This window comes from Granulicatella balaenopterae, from assembly GCF_900111135.1.
GTDB lineage: Bacteria > Bacillota > Bacilli > Lactobacillales > Aerococcaceae > Granulicatella > Granulicatella balaenopterae.
Map to the genome: position 1 here is coordinate 58,117 of NZ_FOGF01000003.1, position 24,034 is coordinate 82,150.

General features: G+C 33.5%; 20 protein-coding genes, 1 tRNA gene and 1 pseudogene. 3 read left to right on the forward strand and 19 right to left on the reverse strand.

The window, feature by feature from the left end:
- Positions 1–57: 57 nt before the first annotated feature.
- Positions 58–1,011 carry a prolyl aminopeptidase gene (gene pip, locus BMX09_RS01305; RefSeq protein WP_089745860.1) on the forward strand — a complete coding sequence of 318 codons (954 nt, stop codon included), beginning with the start codon at positions 58–60 and terminating at the stop codon, positions 1,009–1,011.
- A gap of 256 nt (positions 1,012–1,267) precedes the next feature.
- Here the strand turns inward: pip and cmk are convergent, their stop codons facing one another.
- The 4 genes from cmk to BMX09_RS01325 all read right to left on the reverse strand — a co-directional run bounded on the left by cmk (position 1,268) and on the right by BMX09_RS01325 (position 5,295).
- On the reverse strand, positions 1,268–1,930 hold the full coding sequence (gene cmk / locus BMX09_RS01310) for a (d)CMP kinase (protein WP_089745862.1): 663 nt from the start codon (positions 1,928–1,930) through the stop codon (positions 1,268–1,270).
- A gap of 89 nt (positions 1,931–2,019) precedes the next feature.
- Positions 2,020–2,637 (reverse strand): LysM peptidoglycan-binding domain-containing protein, encoded by a 618-nt coding sequence (locus BMX09_RS01315; RefSeq protein ID WP_089745864.1) that lies wholly within the window; start codon positions 2,635–2,637, stop codon positions 2,020–2,022.
- A 128-nt stretch (positions 2,638–2,765) separates the two neighbouring features.
- Positions 2,766–4,208 carry a RecQ family ATP-dependent DNA helicase gene (locus tag BMX09_RS01320; protein WP_089745866.1) on the reverse strand — a complete coding sequence of 481 codons (1,443 nt, stop codon included), beginning with the start codon at positions 4,206–4,208 and terminating at the stop codon, positions 2,766–2,768.
- A complete protein-coding gene (locus tag BMX09_RS01325; RefSeq protein ID WP_089745869.1) occupies positions 4,201–5,295 on the reverse strand; it encodes a helix-turn-helix domain-containing protein in 1,095 nt (364 codons plus the stop codon). Before BMX09_RS01325 ends, BMX09_RS01320 begins: the two co-directional genes overlap by 8 nt.
- Between BMX09_RS01325 and BMX09_RS01330 the strand changes: the two genes are divergently transcribed.
- On the forward strand, positions 5,294–5,545 hold the full coding sequence (locus BMX09_RS01330) for a ferredoxin (protein WP_089745870.1): 252 nt from the start codon (positions 5,294–5,296) through the stop codon (positions 5,543–5,545). The two genes, BMX09_RS01325 and BMX09_RS01330, sit on opposite strands and share 2 nt — an antisense overlap.
- Before the next feature lie 55 nt (positions 5,546–5,600).
- Here BMX09_RS01330 and BMX09_RS01335 read toward each other — a convergent pair whose 3' ends face one another.
- From BMX09_RS01335 to dnaE, 14 genes and pseudogenes are all read right to left on the reverse strand, one after another.
- Positions 5,601–6,995 carry a HAMP domain-containing sensor histidine kinase gene (locus BMX09_RS01335; RefSeq protein WP_089745872.1) on the reverse strand — a complete coding sequence of 465 codons (1,395 nt, stop codon included), beginning with the start codon at positions 6,993–6,995 and terminating at the stop codon, positions 5,601–5,603.
- Positions 6,992–7,714, reverse strand: coding sequence for a response regulator transcription factor (locus tag BMX09_RS01340; protein WP_245711101.1), 723 nt, complete (start codon positions 7,712–7,714; stop codon positions 6,992–6,994). The genes BMX09_RS01335 and BMX09_RS01340 overlap by 4 nt, the downstream gene beginning before the upstream one ends.
- Positions 7,715–7,732: 18 nt before the next feature.
- Positions 7,733–8,461, reverse strand: a complete 729-nt coding sequence (locus BMX09_RS01345) for a pseudouridine synthase (protein WP_089745876.1) — start codon at positions 8,459–8,461, stop codon at positions 7,733–7,735.
- A gap of 83 nt (positions 8,462–8,544) precedes the next feature.
- The gene (scpB, locus tag BMX09_RS01350) at positions 8,545–9,132 is read right to left on the reverse strand and encodes an SMC-Scp complex subunit ScpB (protein ID WP_089745878.1); all 588 of its coding nucleotides are present in this window, start codon (positions 9,130–9,132) and stop codon (positions 8,545–8,547) included.
- Positions 9,129–9,887, reverse strand: coding sequence for a segregation/condensation protein A (locus tag BMX09_RS01355; protein WP_089745880.1), 759 nt, complete (start codon positions 9,885–9,887; stop codon positions 9,129–9,131). The genes scpB and BMX09_RS01355 overlap by 4 nt, the downstream gene beginning before the upstream one ends.
- Before the next feature lie 68 nt (positions 9,888–9,955).
- Entirely contained in the window at positions 9,956–10,789 is an 834-nt protein-coding gene (locus BMX09_RS01360; RefSeq protein WP_089745882.1) for a purine-nucleoside phosphorylase, read from the reverse strand.
- Between the two features lie 26 nt (positions 10,790–10,815).
- A complete protein-coding gene (deoB, locus tag BMX09_RS01365; RefSeq protein ID WP_089745883.1) occupies positions 10,816–11,985 on the reverse strand; it encodes a phosphopentomutase in 1,170 nt (389 codons plus the stop codon).
- A gap of 18 nt (positions 11,986–12,003) precedes the next feature.
- Positions 12,004–12,900, reverse strand: coding sequence for a site-specific tyrosine recombinase XerD (gene xerD, locus BMX09_RS01370; RefSeq protein WP_089745885.1), 897 nt, complete (start codon positions 12,898–12,900; stop codon positions 12,004–12,006).
- Positions 12,901–12,905: 5 nt separating this feature from the next.
- Complete coding sequence (gene fur, locus BMX09_RS01375; protein WP_089745887.1) at positions 12,906–13,373, reverse strand: ferric iron uptake transcriptional regulator; 468 nt, start codon at positions 13,371–13,373, stop codon at positions 12,906–12,908.
- 6 nt (positions 13,374–13,379) lie between these two features.
- Positions 13,380–14,333 (reverse strand): CvfB family protein, encoded by a 954-nt coding sequence (locus BMX09_RS01380; RefSeq protein WP_089745889.1) that lies wholly within the window; start codon positions 14,331–14,333, stop codon positions 13,380–13,382.
- A gap of 582 nt (positions 14,334–14,915) precedes the next feature.
- Positions 14,916–15,113 (reverse strand): hypothetical protein, encoded by a 198-nt coding sequence (locus tag BMX09_RS01385; protein ID WP_089745890.1) that lies wholly within the window; start codon positions 15,111–15,113, stop codon positions 14,916–14,918.
- Between the two features lie 271 nt (positions 15,114–15,384).
- Positions 15,385–16,800 (reverse strand): annotated as a pseudogene (gene pyk, locus BMX09_RS01390) (pyruvate kinase); the annotation flags it as partial.
- Between the two features lie 57 nt (positions 16,801–16,857).
- Positions 16,858–17,823 (reverse strand): 6-phosphofructokinase, encoded by a 966-nt coding sequence (pfkA, locus tag BMX09_RS01395; RefSeq protein ID WP_089745894.1) that lies wholly within the window; start codon positions 17,821–17,823, stop codon positions 16,858–16,860.
- A gap of 119 nt (positions 17,824–17,942) precedes the next feature.
- Positions 17,943–21,281, reverse strand: a complete 3,339-nt coding sequence (dnaE, locus tag BMX09_RS01400) for a DNA polymerase III subunit alpha (protein WP_177159483.1) — start codon at positions 21,279–21,281, stop codon at positions 17,943–17,945.
- A gap of 198 nt (positions 21,282–21,479) precedes the next feature.
- On the opposite strand from dnaE, the gene BMX09_RS01405 reads away from it, so the two are divergent.
- Positions 21,480–21,562: transfer RNA gene (locus BMX09_RS01405), tRNA-Leu, on the forward strand.
- A 66-nt stretch (positions 21,563–21,628) separates the two neighbouring features.
- Here BMX09_RS01405 and BMX09_RS01410 read toward each other — a convergent pair.
- Entirely contained in the window at positions 21,629–23,824 is a 2,196-nt protein-coding gene (locus BMX09_RS01410) for a Tex family protein (RefSeq protein ID WP_089745898.1), read from the reverse strand.
- Between the last annotated feature and the right edge of the window lie 210 nt (positions 23,825–24,034).

Consider the following 24,034-nt stretch of genomic DNA (forward strand, 5'->3'; position numbering starts at 1 on the left):
AGTTCCAGCCTTATTTTTTATCTAAAAACAAAAAAACAATTTGAAAGGAAGATCTTTATGAGTAGTCAATTATTTCCCGATATCGATACATACAAAACCCATTTTATAAAAGTATCCGATATTCACACTATCTATGTAGAAGAATCCGGAAATCCAGATGGCAAGCCGATTATTTATCTACATGGCGGACCTGGTGGACACACTTCACCAAAAGGACGTAAATTTTTCGATCCAGAGTTTTACCGTATTATTCAATTTGACCAACGTGGAGCTGGATTAAGTACACCGCATTGTTGTTTAGAAGAGAATACGACTGAGGATTTAATCAATGATATGGAGGTTATCCGCAAACAATTAGATATTAAGGAGTGGATTTTATTTGGTGGTAGCTGGGGTACAACTTTAGCATTACATTATGCGATTAGTCACCCCAATCATGTGAAAGCGATGATTTTAAGAGGAATTTTCTTAGGGCGAAAAACTGATATTGATTGGTTATTCCAGGAAGGGGCAAGTAGTTTTTATCCTGATAAATGGCAAGATTTTATCGATGAAATTCCTGTATCTGAACAAGATAATTTAGTCAGTGCTTATTATAAACGTTTTACAAGTCATGATCCTCTTATTAAACTATCTGCTGCACGTGCTTGGGCTAATTGGGAAGGTGGAATCGTCTCATTAATTGATAAACCAACTCCTGCCCCTACTGCCGAGTCTGATCGTGATGCATTAGCCATTGCAAGTATTGAGTGTCACTACTTTAAACATCATAATTTTGTTGATGATGATCATTATATTTTAAATAATGTAGATAAAATCAGTGATATCCCTTGCTTAATGGTTCATGGACGTTATGATGTGGATTGTCGCTTTGAAAATGCTTGGTTATTACACAAAGCCTTACCAAAATCTACCCTAAAAATTGCGCAAGATGCTGGTCACTCTACTTTTGAACCTACAATTACTAAAACTTTATTACAATTCACTGAACAAGCTAAAGAATTATTTTAACTTATCCACAAAAGAGCTGATTTATTCATAGGTCAGCTCTTTTTTATAACATTTCACTAAAAAATACACAAAAGTTTGTGAAATTTATTTAAACTCATTAAAACGGTCAAAAACAGTCCTCTAAACAAAAATTCACGACTTATCCACATGTTAACTTTTCACTACAAAATACTTATCCACATGTTTTTATCCACAAAAAAAAGAACTTGCCTTGATTTCTCTTAACAAATTCCTTTTGATCTATTTTTTGTCTAAATTAATTATTACTTTCGTCAATCCATTTAACAATTGTATCAACAACTTGATCAATTGTTAGTGGTGTGGAATCTAATTCGATGGCATCATCAGCTTTTTTTAGTGGAGATTCTTTACGTGTTGAATCTAAATAGTCACGATGCTTAATCTCTTCTAATAATTGACGATAATCTGTTTCGATGCCACGCAATTGATTTTCTTTAAAACGACGATTTGCACGTTCCTCAGCTGTTGCAATTAAAAAGACTTTTAAATCCGCATCTGGTAAGACTACTGTACCAATATCACGTCCGTCCATAATAATTGAATGATTAGCTGCAATGTCTCTTTGACGCTTTACCATTTCTTCACGTACTAATTTTTGGGCTGCAATTGCTGAAACATTATTCGTAACTTGATTCCCTCGAATAGTATCTGTTACATTCTCGCCATTTAAAAAGACTAATTGACCATTATCACTTGTTTCAAAATGAATTTTGATTTGTGATAATAATTGTTTCACACTTTCCTCATCACTTGGGTCAATCTTATGTTGTAGCGCTGCTAAAGTGACTACACGATACATTGCTCCTGTATCTAAATATAATAACCCTCTCATATTCGCAATTTTTTTTGAAATTGTACTTTTACCTGACGATGCTGGCCCATCGATTGCAATTTGCATAACTTATCCACTCCTAATTCTTTATTTTTCACAAAAAAGAAAACTAGTAATTCTATATTCAGAATAGCTAGTTTCCTCTGATTTCCCTTTTATTGTTGTGCTACTTTCAATTCCATTCCGACTGAAATCTCATCACTTGCTAAGCCATTAATTTGTTTTAATGTTGCTAAATCCATTCCATGATTTAACGCAATACGATATAAATTATCACCAGCCTTTACAGTATAAATCTGATAATTGCCATCATTTGTTGGTTTTGTTGGTTCAGACGAACTTTCTACTACACTACTTTCTTGCGTGCTAGAAGACTCTACTTGCGAACTTTCCTCCTTACTAGAAGATTCTTCTTGTGAACTATTCTCTGCTGCTGATGAACTGCTCGCTAAACTACTAGCTAAACTTTCCGATTCGATAATGGACATACTTTCTGATTCCGCAATTGAGCGACTATACATAATACTCTCAGCAGTTCTTGGTTCAATTGTTGGTTGCTTAGTATGATTATAGAACCAAATCATAAAGATAATTGGTACAACGACAACAATTAACATAATAATCATTAAAACATTTGATAATGGCGCTACTGATTTTTTTTGATTTCTTGCTACACGTGAAAATTGTCTATTTTTTAGGTTTTCTTCTTCACCAAATTTGTGTGACCAAGGCTGTTTTTCATTGGTCTCTTTCTTGATTTGCTTATCTCTCATGAAATTTCCTCCTACAAATCTAACTACTTTTTCTTATCTATTATAACTGTTTCTATCTATAAATGGTAGTAGTATAAAGTTTTCAGTAATATCATTGTAGCACAATTCTAATTAAAAGACTAAATAAATTACATTTTTTTAAACAAACGATGAAATTTTTCTTGCCAATCCTGGTTTTTAGTTGTATCATTCTGCGGTAATAAACTTTGAGGTATTTCACTCTTTCTGTCGAAAATTGATTTTTGTAAACAATTAGCGCATTGTTGACAATTTTCTGGTTCTTTCTTAATTTTATTTGTAAAATATTGTTCAATAGCATAACGATGACAAGTATTTGCTTGACAATATTGTTGCATTACTTGCAATCGATTTAATTTATCATAAAAAACTTTCTCAAAAAAAGCTCGTGCTTCTTCCGTACGATAGTGATAATGTTTTGCTAATTGTAATAAAGTTTGTTGATTTTCAGGAAAATACTCTAAGCTACAATCTTTTTCCAAGATATTCACTAATAAATCAGGGTTCGTTTCTTCTATTAAGCGATGTTTCATCAGATTAATATCTCGTTCATCATACAATAAAATCACATCCGCATTTTCACCATTACGTCCCGCACGACCAATTTGCTGGACATAATCTTCTAAATTTGCCGGAACATGGTAATGAATAATGGTATGGATATCTTTTTTATTAATCCCCATCCCAAAAGCACTCGTTGCTAATAAGATATCTAATTGATTCTTAATAAATTGCTTTTGAATACTTTGGCGATCTTCTTTACTCCGTTTGGAATGATAGGTATCCATTTTTAATTGTGGAAAAATTTGTTGTAATTGAAACTTTAATTCTTCTAAAGCCTTGATGGATAAAGCATAAATTACGACTGGTAAGGATACTTTTTGCAAAATTTCTACTATCACTTGGTTTTTATCTGTTTTATCAACTGGGATAACTTCAATTCGATTATTTTCACGAATACTATTATTACTAAAAAGATATACATCTTCATCTAACCCTAAACTATCTTTAATCTCTTGTACCATTTGCTGGGTCGCTGTAGCCGTTAAAGCTAGCGTTAAAGGGTGTTGTAATTCCTGTTTAATCTTCCCTAACATTAAGTATTCCGGCCTAAAATCATACCCCCACTGCAAAATACAATGCGCCTCATCAATGACTAATAGACCAATTTTTTGTTGTTTTAAATTCATCATAACTTGTTGATCTTGTAACATTTCTGGTGAAAGAAAGATAAATTGATAATATTGTAAATGATGGATAATCCAATTTTTTTCACGGCTACTTAGCATCGAAGTTAATGCAATAGCTTTTTTCTCCCCTAATAATTGTAATTCATGCACTTGATCATGCATTAAAGCAATCAATGGCGATACAACCACTACCTTTTGTTTAGTAAATAAACCATAATATTGATAAATAAAAGATTTTCCTGTTCCTGTTGGTAAAATGCCCAATGCATCTTTCCCTTTTAATAAAGTTTCCAAAATCTCTTCTTGTCCTACTCGTAAAGAAGTAAAGCCAAAAGACTCCTTCAAAAAATTCCAATCAATCATCTCTTGTCACCTTCTTTTGTAATTTTAATTGATAAATCTGCAATAAACGATACGATAAAAAACTAACTTCTTCTCCAGTTAGCTCTTGATAGAATTGTTTATAAGGAAGAGTTGGCGTATCACTTAATGCCTGCCATAATTCCTTTTGGTCATGTGGTGGTAATAATGAGGACATCACTTCTTTATTAGAAAGTACTGCAATCTCCATTAAATGGTCCTGTATCGTTGTTTGCTTCAAGTTACGTATTCTAACCATGTCTTCAATTGAGCGCCCTTGATAGTATAATATTTCCGTTTGTCGACAACTTCTTGATACTAAACCAAAATACTTCATTTGATTTTGATGCCAACTATACAGAATTGGATATTTTTCTTGATTATCATAAATATCTGAGAAAACTTGTAGCCAGATTCTTTTTTCCATTGCTTTCATTTCTACTAAATCAAGCTCTAAAAATTGACTAATTCTTTGTTCTGATGTTTGACTAACCTCCTCTTTGGTATCCAACATCGATAAAAAAAGGTTATTAAATACTACCGAATGCTCATTAAGAAGACTTTCTAATTCATCAATCCAATTATTTAAATATTCCTGATCAAAAATATTATATTGATATTCCTTAACCCAATTTTTTAATGCTTGTTGAATAATAATATTATCATTTAAGGGCGCATATTGATAAATTTTAAAGCTACTATTCCCTATCACTTGTACTAATAAACGAAAACTCTCACACCAAACAGGATATAATTTCTGATGGATTAATCCCATTTCATTGATGGTTAATTCTTCCATTAAGTCTTGAGATAAACAAGTAGGAATTTGTTCTCCACAAGTTATTTCTCCTTCTAAATAACCCTTCAACTGATTATTTTCAATCATTTGTGCTATAATAGCATTAAATTCTTCCATCTGACATCTTGGAAAAAGACCAAAATAATTCATTAGTTCATTTGAAAATGTATGATATAACATATAACTTGTTCGTCTACCACAAATAATATGATAGACCGCATTCTTTTTACAACTACCTAATTTACCAACAATTTGATAAATACTATATTTAATTAAGGAGATATCTTCCATGAAACAATCACCCTTCCCTGAAAATCATTTATATGCTTGCGTTAACCAAGAGGAATGCATTGCATGTGGTTTATGCCAATTAAAAAGTCCTGCTTTATTCGATTATAATGAAGAAGGACTAGCTTTTATTACATTAGACCAAAACCTTGGACAAGCAGCTATTCCTAGTCCATTAACGGATGAATTTAAGCAGGCTTATGTCCATTGTCCAACGGGAGCTATCAAACGCTCTAACCAACCTTTTAACTAATTTTAGTGTAATAAAAAAACTTCGCTATTACTAGATGTAATAACGAAGTTTTTTACTAGATAATTGCTTTTGGTAATTTAATAATAAAGCTTGTGCCTTCTCCTTCAACAGATTCAACAGCGACTTGTCCATCATGTTGTTCAACAACACTCTTAACAATCGATAAGCCAATTCCTAAGCCAATTTTCTTTTCGCGACCACGTACCTTATCTGCTTTATAAAACCGTTCAAAGACAAATGGTAAATCTTCCTTAACAATTCCTTTTGCATTATCTGTAATTTTAATAACTGTTTTATTGATTAAAATATCATCATAAACCGAAATAGTAATTTCTTTTGTCTCTTTTCCATTGACTAAAACATAGCGAATGGCATTATCTAATAAATTAAAGACAACTTGATGCATTTTATCTTCATCAATATTTAACATTTTAACTTTCGGATCAATATCAATCGTTAACTGTATTCCTTCATCCTCGATTAAACGTCTAAATCTTTTTACGACATGTTCTACAAAATCTTCTGGAGTAATTTCACTACGATTTAATTCTAGCATTCCACCTTGAACTTTCGACAATTCAATTAATGAATTAACAATTCTCATCATCTCAGACACTTCATCATTAATAATCGCAGCCATCTCATTTTTTTCTTCTCGAGTCTCTGCTAAATCATCCATAATCGCTTCACTATACCCTTTAATCATCGTTAATGGGGTACGCAAATCATGTGACACATTACTAATAAAGATGGATCTCATTTTATCAAGATTTTCTTGTTCCGTCACATCATGCGCAATCATTAATACCCCACGTACCGTTACTTGATTTTCATGATACATTGGTAACATACTAATCACATAGGGATGCTCATTAACTGAAATAGAGTATTGCAATGTTTCTTGTGTCTCAAAAACTTTTTTTAACTTTTCATCAAGATCCATTGGCAAGCCATGAATAGATTCACCAGATGAACTTATTTGCCAACGCTCTAATAACACATCCCCTGCTGTATTAGAAATTGGGATAGAATACTCAGTAGAAAATAGAATAACCGCTGTTTGCAATGATTCTAAAATGTGTCCAAGAACTTCTTGCTTGTCATGATTGGCAATACGAGTAATTAGTAATGACTTTCCTAATTTATTCATTGCTAAACCCAATTGGGAAAATTCATCAACAGAATCAAAATCATAATTATTCTCGAAATCATTCTGTGAAAAACGATAGGCAATATTGGTTAATTCGGTAATTGGTTTCGTTAACCATTGATGCAAAACAATATAAAACGAGCCATAGTAAACGATAATCATCACAATAACCGGAACTACTAAATACCACCCCTTTAGTGTTGATTGATAAAATAAAGTATATACCAATAACACCGAACAGATAAAGATAATTAAATTAACAATCCATATCCGAAAAACTATTTCATCGAATTTCTTCATACTTTACGACTCATCTCGTGTGGAGAGAAGCGATATCCTTTCCCCCAAACAGTAACGATCATACGAGCAGCAATTTCAGATTCAACAGCCAATTTTTCACGTAAACGTTTCACGTGAGTATCAATTGTACGTAAATCACCATAATAATCATAACCCCAAACAGCTTCTAATAACTCTTCACGGCTAAATACTTTTTCAGGTGATTTAATTAAATAATACAATAATTCAAATTCTTTTGGTGTTAAGCTGACTGGAACTTCATTAGCTAATAATAAACGTGATTTAGGGAACATCTTTAGTACGCCATAATCAACACTGTCAGCACTATATTCTGTTTCAGTACTTTTCTTAACACGACTCATCAATGAAGAAATACGTAACATAACTTCACGTGGGCTAAATGGTTTTACCACATAATCATCCGCACCAGTTAAGAAACCATTAACACGGTCTTGTTCTTCACCTTTAGCAGTAATCATAATAATTGGTAAATCTTTTTTATCTGAGTCACGAATCATTCGTGCAACTTCAATACCATCAATCCCAGGTAACATAACATCTAATAATGCTAAATCATAGTCACCAGATAACGCCATTTCTAAAGCGATATCTCCTGCTTCTGCTTCATCAACTTCATATCCTTCTTTTTCTAAATATAACTTTAATAAACGACGAATACGCTCTTCATCATCTACTAATAAGACTTTTCCTAAACTCATGTGCATGTCCTCCATTAATTATTTACTAGTATTTTGTGCCATTTTCATTAGTTTTTGAATTTCGTGTCCTTTTAAGATACGAGCATCTCCTGGTTGTAATTTGTCTAATGTTAGAAAGCCAAAACGTTCTCTTTTTAGTTTTTGAACAGGTAATCCTACCGCTTCAAACATTTTTTTTACTTGATGATTCCATCCTTCATGAATGGTTAAAGAAACAATACCTGTTCCTTTAGCTTGATCAAATGAAATAATTTTTGCAACTGCTGGTGAAGTTTTACGTCCATCAATCATAATACCTCGTTCTAATTGACGCATATGACGTGGTGTTGGTATACCTTTGACTTTAGCAACATAGGTCTTATCAATTGCATGTTTTGGATGAGTCATTAATTGTGAAAACTCGCCATCATTCGTCATAATCAATAGCCCTGTTGTATCGTAATCTAAACGACCAACTGGATATACTCTTTCTTTTATATCATCAAAATAATCAGTAACAACTCGACGATCACGGTCATCCGATGCAGCTGATAATACGCCTTTTGGTTTATAAAATAAATAATATACAGGTTCTTCGCGATAAACCGGAACACCATCTACTTCTATTCTATCACTTTGGCTTACTTTAATACCTAATTCCTTCACACATTTGCCATTCACTTTAACGCGACCAGATGTAATAATCTCCTCACATTTTCTTCTTGAGGCTACCCCCATATGTGCCATAACTTTTTGTAGTCTTTCCATTTAACAACCTCCTTAGATTTTACACTTTACTTGCTCTTTCTAGCAACTATTTATCCAAAAATTCATTTTTTAGTATATTTTAACTAATTTTTTTGCCACTTTTCGAACAGCTCTTCATTATCGCTGAATAATTGTTCGGCTTCTTCTTCTCCTAATGCAAATAACTCTTGAGCATCTGGTAGTTCTGCTAGATTATCAAGACCAAAGTAATCCATAAAATACTTAGTTGTTCTATATAACTTAGGTCGTCCTGGACTTTCTAAACGGCCCGCTTCTTCAATTAAATCACGTAAAAGTAATTTTTGAAGCGCACCACTACACTGTACACCACGAATTTGTTCGATATCCAATCTAGTAACTGGTTGCTTATAAGCGATAATCGCTAGAGTTTCCATGGCTGCATTTGATATTTGAGCTGCATAAGGTGATACCGCATATTGTTTAATAACTTTTTCAAATTCTTCTTTTGTCACTATTTTATAGGCATTAGCTGTTTTAATGATTTCTAATCCTGACATGTCATCATCTGCTAACTTTTCAGTTAACTCCTCAATCATTTGGCTTGCAGCTGGCCTTGCAATTTCTAATAATGAACTAATCTGTTCTAAACTTAAGCCTTCATCTCCCGCCACAAATAACAATGCTTGTACGGTTGCAATACTTCTTATCATTTCTTATACTCATCCTTCTCATTACGTTTGACTATGTAAATATCTTCATATGGAACTCTTTGCACAATCATTATTGAACGATCTCTAACTAATTGTAACATCGCTAAAAATGTAGTTACAATCGCATGACGATTAAATTCTGGAAAACATTCTACAAAAGGTACTTTTTCTTTTTTAGATAGTGTTACTTTTGTTAAAATATTATCCATCACATCTTCAATAGTATGAACTTCATGATACAAATTGGCTTGCAATGGTTGTTTGGCAAGTGTTCTTTGTGCCATTTTTTTTAGCGCATTCCACAAATCTTGTGTCGTTAGTTCGCCTTCTTTTAGCGGAACCATATCCTGAAAAGAAGTCAAATCCGTTGCTTGTTTTGAATAATGTAAACTTCTTTTTTGTGATAATTCTTCTAAGGTTTTTACCGTAGCTTGTACTTTTTTATACTCAATTAAGCGCTCCACTAATTCTTGTCTTGGATCTTCTTCATATAAGTCTTCCCCAATCTCAATCTCAGTAGTTGGCTTTGGTAAAAGTGTTCGTGCTTTAATCTCTAATAAAGTTGCGGCCATTACTAAATAATCGCCGGCAATTTCTAATTCCATCTCTTTCATTGAATGGATATAAGTTAGATATTGATTTGTTAATTCAACCATTTGAATATCATAAATGTCCATTTTATATTCTTTAATTAAGTGTAATAATAAATCAAGGGGCCCCTCAAATTCATTAATCTTTATTGTTAATTCCTCCATCGTAAGTCCCTTTCTTTATCATTTTTATACTTGCTATTAATTGTAGATTAGTGAATTTTTGTGTTCAATTACATTTTAGTAACATCATAGTTTTCGATAACTAATTTTACTAAACCTTTAAAGCTTTCTTTAACACGAGTAGTAGTCGCAACTACTTCTTCATGGTTTAAACTTTCTTGTAAGCCAGCTGCCATATTTGTAATACATGAAATTCCTAAGATATGTAAACCAGCGTGGTTAGCGATAATAGCTTCTGGTACTGTTGACATACCTACTGCATCTGCTCCTAAAACTTGTGCCATGCGTACTTCGGCTGGTGTTTCGTAAGTTGGTCCAGAGAATCCACCATATACACCTTCTTTTAGGTCAATATTTAATTCTTTAGCTGCTGCACGAATAACTTCTTGACCTTTTTTGTCGTATGTATCTGACATATCAGGGAAACGAGGTCCAAAGCGATCATCATTTTTACCGATTAATGGATTTGTTCCAGTTAAGTTTAAGTGATCAGTAATCATCATTAAGTCACCAGGTTTGAACGATTTGTTTGATCCACCAGCTGAATTAGTTACTAACATTGTGTGGATTCCTAAAACTTTCATTAAACGTGCTGGGAATGTTACTGTTTCCATTGCATAACCTTCATAAAAGTGGAAACGACCATCCATTACTAAGACCATTTTACCAGATAATTTACCATATACTAAGCGCCCTGCATGTCCTACTACTGTTGATACTGGGAAATGAGGAATATCTTTATAATCGATTGAAATAGCATCTTCAATTTCAGTTGCTAATTCGCCTAAACCTGAGCCTAAGATAAGACCCATTTCTGGTTTTGTCATTCCTTTTTCAAATAAAAATTCTTTTACTTCTAATAATTGATCGTATTGAGTTGTCATTGTATTCCTCCTGAAAATATTATTTATTATTTTAATTCATCTAAGAAGCTTACGCCGTTTCCAGTTGATTGAACGCCGAAGTTTTCGCAAATCATTGCACCGATATCTGAGAAGTGTCCTTGTGTAAATTGGCCATTTCCTTCAAATTTAGGGCTAATTGCTAATACAGGAATATATTCACGTGTGTGGTCTGTTCCTGGGAATGTTGGATCATTTCCATGGTCAGCTGTGATAATTAATAAATCGTCTTCTTTCATGTTTTCAACGATTTCTGGAATACGTGCATCAAATTCTTGTAATGCATCACGGTAACCTTCAACATTACGACGGTGACCAAATAATGCATCAAAGTCTACTAAGTTTGTGAAGCTCATTCCTGTGAAGTCTTGTTTTAATACTTCAACAAATTTGTCTACGCCATCCATATTATTAGCAGTTCTAACAAATGAAGTGATTCCTTGTCCATTGAAGATATCATTGATTTTACCAATAGCGATAACATCTTTTCCATCTTCTTTTAGGAAATCTAAAGTAGTTTTACCAAACGGATCTAGTGCATAGTCATGACGGTTTGATGTACGAACGAATGCTCCTGGTTCCCCTACGTACGGACGTGCAATAATACGACCAATCATATATGGATCATCTTTAGTGATTTCACGAGTATATTCACAAATACGGTATAATTCTTCTAATGGAATAATATCTTCGTGAGCCGCAATTTGTAATACAGGGTCAGCTGAAGTATAAACGATTAAATCTCCTGTTTCCATTTGGTGTTTACCATAATCATCAATAACTTTTGTACCACTATATGGTAAGTTACATACGATATTACGTCCTGAGAATTCACTAATTTTATCTAATAATTCTTTAGGGAATCCTTCTGGGAATACGCGGAATGGTGTTTGAATATTTAATCCCATTAATTCCCAGTGTCCTGTCATTGTATCTTTACCAACTGATACTTCTTCTAGTTTAGTATAGTATCCTTTAGCTTCTTCAACAGGCGTTACTGTTTTTAAAGGTGCAATATTTCCTAAACCATATGCTTGCATGTTTGGTACATCTAAGCCTACGCGTTCTGAAATATGTCCTAAAGTGTGTGATCCAGCATCATTAAATTTTGCTGCATCTGGCGCTTCTCCGATTCCTACTGAGTCCATTACTACTACATGTATTCTATTAAATTTCATTTCTGTGTCCCCCTAAATTTATTTTTTAGCTCTTGGATGAGTTTGGTTATAAATTTCTTTTTTACGTTCACCAGTAATGTGGGTATAGATTTCAGTTGTTGTAATATTAGAATGTCCTAATAATTCTTGAACCACTCTTAAATCTGCCCCTTTTTCTAAAATATGCGTTGCAAATGAATGCCGCAACGTATGTGGTGAAACATTTTCTGTAATGCCTGCTTCTTTTACCATTTTCTTTAAAATTTTCCAAACACCTTGTCTAGTAAATTTTGTTCCTCTTTGGTTTAAAAAGACATGTGTATCTTCAATGGTTTCCTTTTCTAATAATGGTCTAGCATAAGTTAAATACATATCTAACCAATAACTAGCTTCATCACCAATTGGAATCATGCGTTGTTTATTCCCTTTACCTATTGTTTGAATAAAACCTATTTCTAAATGAATATCCGATAATCGTAATTCTACTAATTCCGTTACCCGCAAACCCGTCGCATACATTACTTCTAACATAGTTTTGTTTCGTAATGATGGCGCATCTGTTGGCGACTTTGAATCAAGTAAGGTGTCAATTTCTTCTATTGATAATGCTTTTGGTAATATTTTTTTCTTTTTAGGTAATTTTACACTAAGCATTGGATTAATAGTAATCTGGTTTTCATCCAATAAATACTGATAAAAATGTCTTAAACAACTAATCATCCGACTAACCGATGAACTAGCATAATCATCATTTTTTAACTGTTGCAAATATAAAATAACGGTCTCTGATGATGTTGTTGAAACATCAGTAATACCTTGACTCTTTAAAAAATCAAAATATTTTGCTAGGTCTCTCTCATAACTTTGGACAGTATTTTTACTTAAACCTTCCACTAATAAGGAATAACCAAATTCTTCTAATAATTGCTTTGTCATCATCCTCATTCCTTACGATTTTGTTGGCATTTTTTACAAATTCCTTGGAAAGTCAATTGATGATCTTGAACAAGAAAACCAAATCTTTGCTCGATTTCTTGTTCAACTTCATCTAATAAATCTTCTTCAATCTCTTCAATCTTGCCACATTCTACGCATTCTAAATGATGATGGAAGTGATGGCCTCGATTCTTTTGCAAATCATATCGTGATAAACCATCTTCAAAAACAACCTTATGCGTCAAATGTAAATCTGTTAAAATCTCTAATGTTCGATAAACTGTTGCTAAACCAATTTCTGGTGCTTTTTGCTTTACGAGAATATAGATTTCTTCAGCACTTAAATGTTCATCATCTCTATCTAATAATATACTGACGGTTGCTTCTCTTTGAGGTGTTAATTTGTATCCTGCCTTTTGCAAGTTACTTCTAATATCTTCAATTGTTAAATTACTCACCTTAACCACCCTCATCGTACTTTATTCTGATTCAGTTACTTCTTGAGAATCAATTAATTCTTGTTGTGCTCTTTCTTGAGCGGTACGTTCTTCCTCAGCTGCTTGTGCTAAAGCGGTTTCTGTCATTGAAATGCAGCCATCAATTTGTTCAATTTGTCTAGCTTTTAATAATGAGCCTAATGCACGTTTAAATTGGCCTTTACTAATTCCAAACGCTTCCTTAATAGCTTCAGGACTAGATTTATCACCATATGGCATAATATGCGTTGGTGAATTTTTAAGCATCATTAAAATCATCTGCGCATCATCAGAAATAGCTTCATGCGCTCGAGGGCGAGCTGAAACGTTTAATGTTCCATCGGGTTTGACACCGATAACACGAACTGATAATTGTTCTCCTAATGTTGGTTCATAAAAACGTTCTGATGGATGTAAGAAACAAATAAACCCATCTTCTGTAATTAATTGTGTACCAGCTAATTTTAAGCGGAATACTGTTGCTTTTTTATCTTTATTTAATTCATATTCCGTTGCACGATGTGATAAAGCTTTTATACGTGAATCTTCGGCTAAAGTAGCCCACATACGGTCCTTTTTATCCATAATTAATGTTGTGTACAATTGGTTGCCTTTTTTAGGCCATAAAGAAGTAATTGTTGGTAACTCGTCTAAAGAAACCACAATATCCTTATCCGGCAATCCGATATCTACAAAAACACCTAAATCTTTTCGTACTTCGGTAACCCTCACCCACCCGTAATGATCTTGATTCACCTGAGGAATATCAAGAGTCATCATCTTTCTTTTTGAACTATTTTCATATACAAATCCTTTTACTACGGATCCTATCGTAAGTTCTGATGTGTTTTCAGCTTTTGGCAATTGATATGTCTGACCATTTTTTTGAACAAAAAAGGCTTTTTCATTCTCATCAGTGACCATTGCTTGAATAACTGTTGCTAAATCACTCTTCATAAAATCCTCCTTTCATTTCTATAAACATATATACTCTTCCATTTTATCATATTTATTATAAAATTAAACTAATTGTACGGTTTATAAGACTAAAAATGTAAAAATTTTTCCATCTTTTAAGTTATATTCTTAGTGTTTATGCTTTTTTAAGCTATTTTGTTGTAATAATTAATCTATTTTCTAATAGAACATTGCTTCCTTTGAACATAAAGTATAACATACTATCCTATAGGCAACAAACTTATCCCTAAGTTTCTAAGCTTATTCTAACATCATTATGTTGTTAATATACAATATTATGACATGTTTTTTGACAAGTTTTGAAAAATGTCATTTACCATCAAATTTGTCAAATTCTTCTAATTAAAAACTACACACAAAGCAAAAGCACAGGTGATTTCTTGGTAATTATTTTACATTCTTCCCATCATCCACTTTTAAATTATACATTTTGTAAAATTCTTTCTTATGTGTATATCTAACTTTTACGATTTCTAAAATTAATTATTGTAGTGCGTTCATTATTTTTCTTATTTCTAATTTTGTGCAGAAAAAAGTACCCCAATAGGCCTGTTGGTGTACTTATTGTAAAACCTCTATCTTTTTTATTTCAAAATCATAAATACACACATAATTTCCGTTTATTTTTATTGTTATACTATCTCTGTTTACTTCATCATCATCTCCTTTGGGCGTTATGTATGCTACAGTTCCTACATGAACCTTGTCATCAATATCTATAATTTTAATTTTTTTATCATAAAGATCATTAGTGAACATTTTTTAATCCTCCTTTGCAGGGACTATGTGCGTTCTATTTTTTCTCCACCAAATTGTTTTATTAACTTATCAAGTAGCAAATCTATATTATCAACTCTTCCCTTTAAGTATTCATTTTTATTTTATGACTTTTTAATGAGGTTTTCAAATAGTGTGTGCAATTTAGGAAAGCGATGATAATCATATAGACTCGAAAGTAAACAAAAAGACTCAAGAACATTGTTTTAACAGTGTTTTTGAGTCTCATTGAATCTAGTTAAAAATATAATTATAAGCTCTGAACTTTCATCATATTAGTCGAACCTTTTTTACCAATTGGAACACCAGCAGTTACGATTGTTAAATCGCCTTCTTTACCAAAACCATGTTTTAAAGCTTCTTCTTGAGCGCATTCAAAAATAGCATCTGTTGAAGGTAATTTTTCAACAACGATTGGGTGAACACCTGATACTAATGCTAATCCACGAGCTGAACGAGGTTTAAATGTTAATGTTAAAATATCAGCATTTGGACGGAATTTAGCAATCATTTTTGCAGTATGTCCTGATTCAGTTGCTGCAATAATTGTTTTAACATTTAAGTTTTTAGCTGTATGAGCTACTGAACGAGCGATTGCTTCAGCTACATCACTTGCGTCTGATGTTTCTAATTTGAATCTTTCGTTTGGTTTTAATTCGCGTTCTGTACGAGTACAGATATTAGCCATTGTTCTAACAGCTTCTACTGGGTAATCCCCTGCTGCTGATTCACCAGATAACATTACTGCGTCTGTTCCATCAAAGATAGCGTTAGCTACGTCACCAGCTTCTGCACGTGTAGGACGTGGGTTGCGTTGCATAGAATCTAACATTTGAGTAGCAGTAATAACTGGTTTACCTAAAGCATTACATTTAGCGATTAATGATTTTTGAACAATTGGAACTTCCTCAGCTGGAATTTCAACACCCATGTCACCACGAGCAATCATTAAACCATCAGCTAATGCTAAGATTTCATCAATATTGTCGATACCTTCTTGGTTTTCGATTTTTGGAATAATTTGAATATGTTCTGCATTATGTGCAGCTAATAATTCTTTGATTTCTTGTACATCTGAAGGGCGACGAACAAAACTTGCTGCAATATAATCAACATCTTGTTCAATACCGAAGATAATATCATTTTTATCTTTTTCAGTGATTCCTGGTAAGTTTGTGCTTACGCCTGGAACGTTAACACCTTTTTTGTTTTTTAAGATACCGCTGTTTTTAACAACAGTAACGATATCTTGGTTTTCTAAATCGATATCAGTAACTTCTAAGCCGATTAAGCCATCATCTAATAAGATGCTTGATCCAACTTCTACATCCTCAATTAATTGTGGGTATGTAATTGAGAATCTTTCTTTTGTTCCTAATACTTCATTCATTGCTACACGAACAACATCACCAGTTTCGAATTCTAACTTGCCATCTGTCATATCATGTGTACGAATTTCTGGTCCTTTAGTATCTAATAGCACTGCAATTACTTTACCTGTTTCTTCAGCAATTTCACGAATTGTTTTAATACGTGCTGCATGTTCTTCAAAATCACCATGAGAGAAGTTTAAACGAGCAACGTTCATACCTTCTTCAACTAATTGTGATAAAACCTCTTTTTTTTCACTTGCTGGTCCGATAGTACAAACAATTTTTGTTCTTTTCATTACGGTAAAATCCCCTTTTATTTTTAGTTTAATTATCTATTGCTTTCACTCTATTTATTAGAATGAAATTTCTTTATTTAAAGTGTATAAATCTAAGTTTGGAACATGTTTTCCATTTTCCAATGTATCAACAATATCATTATAAATAATTTCGCCATTACGAATACCTACACATACGCCACCGATATCTTCTTTAAGTAAGTCAATTGCTTTTGCACCGAATCTACTTGCTAATACACGGTCGCGAGCTGTTGGAGCACCACCACGTTGTACGTGACCTAAAACTGTTACACGGGTATCTGATTCTGGGTCGAATTGACATAATTCTTCTTTTAATTCAGCACCTGTCATTACTCCTTCTGCTAAAACGATAATCGTATGTTTTTTACCATTTTTACGACCTTCTTTAATAGCTTCACCGATTTCATCTAAATGGAATCCGTGTTCTGGGATAATGATTTGTTCGGCACCAGTACCAATACCAGTCCATAAAGCGATATCTCCTGCATTACGTCCCATAACTTCAACAATAAATGTACGCATGTGACTTGAGGCAGTATCACGTAAACGGTCAATTGATTCTAATACAGTATTAATAGCTGTATCAAATCCAATTGTATAATCAGTTCCTGGAATATCATTATCAATTGTTCCTGGAACACCAACAGTTGGGAACCCTAATTTTGTTAAGGCTACTGCTCCTTGATAACTTCCATCTCCACCGATTACTACTAAGCCTTCGATACCGAATTTTTTCAATTGTTCGATTCCTTTTTCTTGACCTTCACGGTTTGCAAATTCTGGATAACGTGCTGAATATAAGCATGTACCTCCACGACCTACAATATCCCCCACATCTTCTGCTGATAAACGACGGATATCTCCTGCAACTAGACCAGCATATCCATAATTAATGCCATAAACTTCAAAACCTTCATAAATCCCTTTACGAACGATTGCGCGAATTGCCGCATTCATACCTGGTGCATCACCACCACTTGTTAACACTGCGATACGTTTCATAGAATTCACCTCTTCAAATTTATTTCTAACGGACTTTCATCCATATCCACTGTAATATTACCACTTTTTTTTGAAAATGTCTTCACTTTTGACTCTGTAAACGATTTCGGAAAACGTATTTATTCAACAATTCTAACATTTTCTTGACCAACTATTTTTTCCAATTCATAAGTTGAATTATTACTTATTTTAATACCTCTGATAAAATTAGGTTTTACAACTTTTTTTTCTCTATTAAGATAGATAAATACAGGTGTGAATCCTGAGTGTTGTTGAACGATTCGACTGATTTTATCCATTGTTTGTTGATTATAATGGTTTTCATCAATTTTCAAATAACATTTCTTTTTACTTTCTTTCAACATCTCGGCAATAATTTCAATAGGGTGTACTTTTTGGATTTGAATTTGCCAATCATTCATTCTATTTTTTGAAACTTTCCCAGTAATCTGAACAAGAGCTTTTTCCTCAAGTAATTGATAGTATTTGGGATAATCTCTTTGGAATAATACTAAATCAATTGTTCCTGTCGCATCTTGAAGTGTTGCAAATGCCATTGGTTCTCCTTTTTTAGTACGAATTCTTTTGACTGATGTAATCACCCCTAAGACACTGACTATTTTGGCTTCAAAAATATCATTAATTGTTTGAACTATTCCTGCATCATAAGCTTCTTGGTACTCTTCTGTTGGATGAGCTGATATGGGGTAACCTAAGAATTCAATTTCTTTGTCGAGCTTTTCTAATAACGAAATTTCGGGCTTAACTTCCATTTTAGGGAACAGTTCATCATTCACATCTAAAACAAGGTTATCTCCATGTAAGTTCACACTTTCAACTACACCTGGGATAGTTGCAATCAAACTAGCTCGTGTCTCGCCAAATGAATCTAAGGCGCCAACATACACTAAAGCACTAATCACTTCTTCACGACAATATTTTTTCCCTAATCTAAAACAGAAATCCATAAATCCGCGGTATTCACCATAATTGGCACGATTTTGAATAATATACATCATTACATCTTTCCTTAAGCCTTTAATGGCCCCCAATCCGGTTATAATCCCTGTATCACTTACTGTAAAGTCCATCACACTAGTTTGAATAGATGGTGGTAAGACTCTAACACCCGCTCGTTTGGCTTCTGTTAAATAATCTTGAGCTTTTTTAGAACTAGCATTCATCGATTTTAATAAGGCGGCAAAAAATGCGCTTGGATAATTCGCTTTTAAATAGGCTAATTGATAAGCTAACAATGAATAAGCATAAGCATGTGATTTATTAAAACCATAATTTGCAAAGCGTTCAATATAACGATATACTTCTATAGCTGTTTGTTCTTCATAACCTAAGTTTTTAGCCCCTTCAATAAAGTGTACTTTTTCCTGTTCAATAACGGCTAATTTTTTCTTACCGATTGCTCGGCGCAAAATATCCGCTTCCCCTAATGAGAAACCAGCAAATTTACAAGCAACTTGTAAGACTTGTTCTTGATATACCATAATGCCATAAGTGCTTTCTAAAATTGGTGCTAAATCAGAATTAATATAGCGAATAGTTTCTTTATGATTTTTACGCTTGATAAAAGTATCGATTTGCTCCATTGGTCCTGGTCTATACAAGGCATTAACTGCTGCTATATCTTCTAAACTAGACGGTTTTAAGCGTCTTAAGACTTGTTTAATCCCATCTGATTCAAATTGGAAAATGCCATTCGTGTAAGCCTCCCCAAATAATTTGAGTGTCTTTTCATCTTGAGGATTAATTTGGTAAATATCAATCGCTTCATGATTTATTTTTTTTACAAATTGTAATGCATCATAAAGAATCGTTAAATTTTTTAAGCCTAAGAAATCCATTTTTAATAAGCCAATTTTTTCAACATCATTCATTGTATATTGCGTAATTGGTAATTCCCCTTCACGATAGACTAATGGAATATGGTCAACTAATGGACGATCACTAATCACTACTCCAGCCGCATGCGTTGACATATGACGTGGCAGGCCTTCTATTTTCAATGCTGTTTGATAGATTAATTGATTTCTAGGTGAACGCTCAACAATTTCTCGTAAAGCACGTGATTGTTGATAAGCTGTAGTTAATTTTATTTTCAATTGATTTGGTACAGCTTTTGACCACTGTGCCATTTCTGTCACTGATAACCCCATCACACGACCAACATCACGCAAGGCTTGTTTAGCTGCTAGAGTTCCAAAAGTAGCAATCTGTGCGACATGGGCTTTCCCGTATTTTTCTAAAACATATTGTAAAACTAATTCACGTTTATTATCAGGAAAATCCAAATCAATATCCGGCATGGTAAATCGTTCACGATTAAGGAATCGTTCAAAAATCAAGCCATGTTCTATTGGGTCTACCTGCGTAATATCTAATGCATAAGCTACTAATGAGCCGGCTGCTGAACCACGCCCCGGACCTGTTTGAATATCTGCTTTATGCGCATAAGCCATAATGTCCCAAACAATTAAAAAGTAATCCGAAAAACCCATATCCTCAATCACGGTTAATTCATAGTTCAAGCGCTCTTGATATACTGAATTATTCGCCACTCCTCGCTGTAGTAAACCTTTTTGACAGACTTCTTTTAAATAACTATTACTTGGAGCATCATTTGGTACTTGGTATTTTGGTAATAAATGTTTATCCATATCAATCTCGACTGCTAAATCCTCAATAAAGGCTAGATGGTTCGTGATTAATTCTTTAGCTTTTCTTTCCACAAACATTCGCTTCATGGCATGTGTTTCATGTAAATAATATGGACCAGTTATTTCTGAGGCATAATTTTGCAATTGTTGTCCTTGATCAATAGCCTCTAATACACGCCAACTAAAATCATCTTCTGTATACAAATAAAAAGTAACTTGATGGGCAATTGGTGTAATAGCCAGTTGTTTGGCAATTGGCGCAACCACTTGATAAGCTTTACTATCTACTTGTTGAATGCCTATTCCTAATGCTAGTTCAATGGTAGGAAACATCTCTCTTATTGTTGCAAAATACTGGACTAATAATTCTGGTTGGTCAATATAGCGAAGCCATTCAGAATCTTTATAGGCTAGTAACACTTTTAAGTTACTGTTTTGCTGGTTTATTTCTTCGATAAATTCCGCATGACAACCTTTTTCTTGATAAATAGTAGATAATTTTATTAAACTATGATATCCAGCTTTATTTTTAGCATAGACCATAATTGGTTGCAAAAATTCTTGATGTAAGACTCCCGGTATCGCAAATTCACAACCGATAATGGGTCTAATTTGATGGCGTTGACATGTTTGATAAAATTCTAAAGCCCCATGCATCATCCCTTGGTCACTTAACGCTAGTGCATCATACCCAAGCTTTTTTCCCAACTTTACATATTCATCAATCGCAATGGTACTTTTTAATAATGAATAGGCACTGGCAACCTGTAGTGTTACAAAATTCATATACATCCTCCTTCCTTCTCTTTTTAATGAGATTCTGTATTATTATTATAGCCTTTATACTAGTAATACTCAATTCATTCTGAGAAGCTTATCATTACTTAAGACATCATTCGTCATGTTATTTTCTTTTTCTTATAAGTATTTCAGATTTAGCAATTGACAATAATCAATGAAGAATGCTATTCTAATGGTGAACTTGCGGCTATGGCGGAATGGCAGACGCACTATCTTGAGGGGGTAGTGGGAGTAATCCCGTGGAAGTTCGAGTCTTCTTAGCCGCATCCTGTTTTCAAAAAAGCACATTAGCAGTCACATTTTGTGAATTACTAGTGTGCTTTTTCTATTGATTATTTTTCTTCTGGTTGAATCATTGTTAAAGCAATACGATTTTTTGCAGTATCAATATCTACTACCCACACTTTGACAATATCCCCAACAGCAACAATATCTGATGGGTGTTTGACAAAAGATTTTGTTAAGCGAGAAATATGGACTAAACCATCTTGTTTTACGCCAATATCAACAAATGCTCCAAAATCAACTACATTGCGAACAGTTCCTTCTAATTCCATACCGACTTGTAAATCATCCATTGTTAAGACATCATTTCGTAAAATTGGTCCCGCTACTTCATCTCTAGGGTCACGTCCTGGTTTGGTTAGTCCTTGTAATAATAATTCATACGTTTCCTTCCCAATAGCTAACTCTTCTACAACTGAAGCTCTATCTAATTGTTGTAGTGCCTCTTGTGCTTTTTGAGTACCTACTTCTCTTAAACCAACCGAAGCCTTCTCTAATATTGCTTTTGCTTCTTGGTAAGATTCTGGATGAATTTCCGTACTATCTAAAATATTATCGCCATCTAGAATGCGTAAAAATCCTATTGCTTGTTCATAGGCTTTCGGTCCTAAACGTGGAACTTTTTTCAATTCTTGACGTTTGGTAAATTTACCATTCTCATCGCGATAAGTCACAATATTGTTAGCGGTTGTCTTTGTTAAACCAGCAATATGAGCTAATAAGATGGCACTAGCAGTATTCACATCTACCCCAACTTGGTTTACAGCCGTTTCAACAACAAAATCTAATTGATGATCTAATTCTTTTTGTGAGACATCATGTTGGTATTGTCCAACTCCAACTGCTTTTGGATCAATTTTTACTAATTCAGCTAAAGGGTCTTGTAATCGACGAGCGATACTAACTGCGGAACGTTCTTCTACTTGATAGTCAGGAAATTCTAAGCGAGCAACCTCACTAGCTGAATAGACTGATGCTCCTGCTTCACTAACAATTGTATAGACAATCGGTACGTTCATTTCTTTAATTTGTTTGGCAACAAATTGTTCTGATTCTCGACTTGCGGTTCCATTCCCAATTGCAATCATTGTTACCCCATATTTTTTAACAAACTCTTGGAATAACGCTGCTGCTTGTTGACGTTGATGTGGTTTTCCACCTTTATGTGGGTAGATAACTGTTTTTCCTAATACTTTCCCTGTTTCATCAATGACAGCTAATTTACAACCGGTACGATAAGCTGGGTCTAAGCCTAAAATAATTTGTTCTTTCATTGGCGCTTGTAATAAAAGATTTTTTAAGTTCTCACCAAATATATGAATAGCTTGTTGTTCGGCTTTTTCTGATAATTCATTACGGATTTCACGCTCAATAGCTGGACCAATAAAGCGTTTATAGCTATCTTCAATGGCTTTTTCAATATATGGTGCAGCAGGTGACGTTCTTTCTTTAATGACTTCTGCTTTAATTGTTTCTAATACACCACTAACATCAATTACAATCCCTACACGTATAATCTCCTCTTTTTCTGCACGATTTAATGCTAAAACACGGTGCGGAACAATTGATTTAACTGGCTCTTCATACTCATAATACATCTCATAAATATTCGTTTGATCATCATTACTATTCTTAACTGTTGATACTATACGGCCATATTGACGTGTGTAATTCCTTAGTTTTGTACGGTAATTTGCATTATCACTAATCATTTCGGCAATAATTTCATGTACGCCATCTAAGGCATCTTCTAATGATTTGACGTCTTTTTCTTCATTTATAAATTCAGCTGCTTTTTCCATGATATCTGCATGGTGAGGTGTAGTTAGTAGCCAATTTGCTAAAGGTTCTAAGCCTTTTTCCTTAGCTATCGTTGCTTTAGTGCGACGTTTTTGTTTATAAGGACGATATAAATCTTCTAGGCGTGTTAAAGTTGTTGCTTTTTGAATCTCTTGTTCTAATTGGTCAGTTAATTTATCTTGTTCTAAAATTTTACGAATAACTTCATCTTTACGCTTCACTAAATTTTCTAAATATTGTTGTCGCTCTTCAATTTGTCTAATGTGCACTTCATTTAAAGAATTGGTTTGGTCTTTACGGTATCGAGCAATAAAAGGTACGGTATTGCCTTCTTGTAATAAGCTTAATACAGTGTCAATTTGTTTTGGTGAAAATTGTGTTAATTCTTTTTTTACCAACACTATTGAACGTTGACGCTCTGTTAGTTGATTATTTTCTGTCATAAAATCGCTCCTTTTTTCAAATTCCTATTTATTTTACCACTATTCTCCCTAATCTTCATCCTAAAACCTCCAAAGTTGTAAAATGCCCATCTGTTTTAACCTTATTCACGAACGATTATAAATTTTATTTATTTAACGTTCATTTTTATATTGATTTATCATTGTTTTATACGTATACTGTAGGTGTCGACAAATGAATAACCGAAAGTA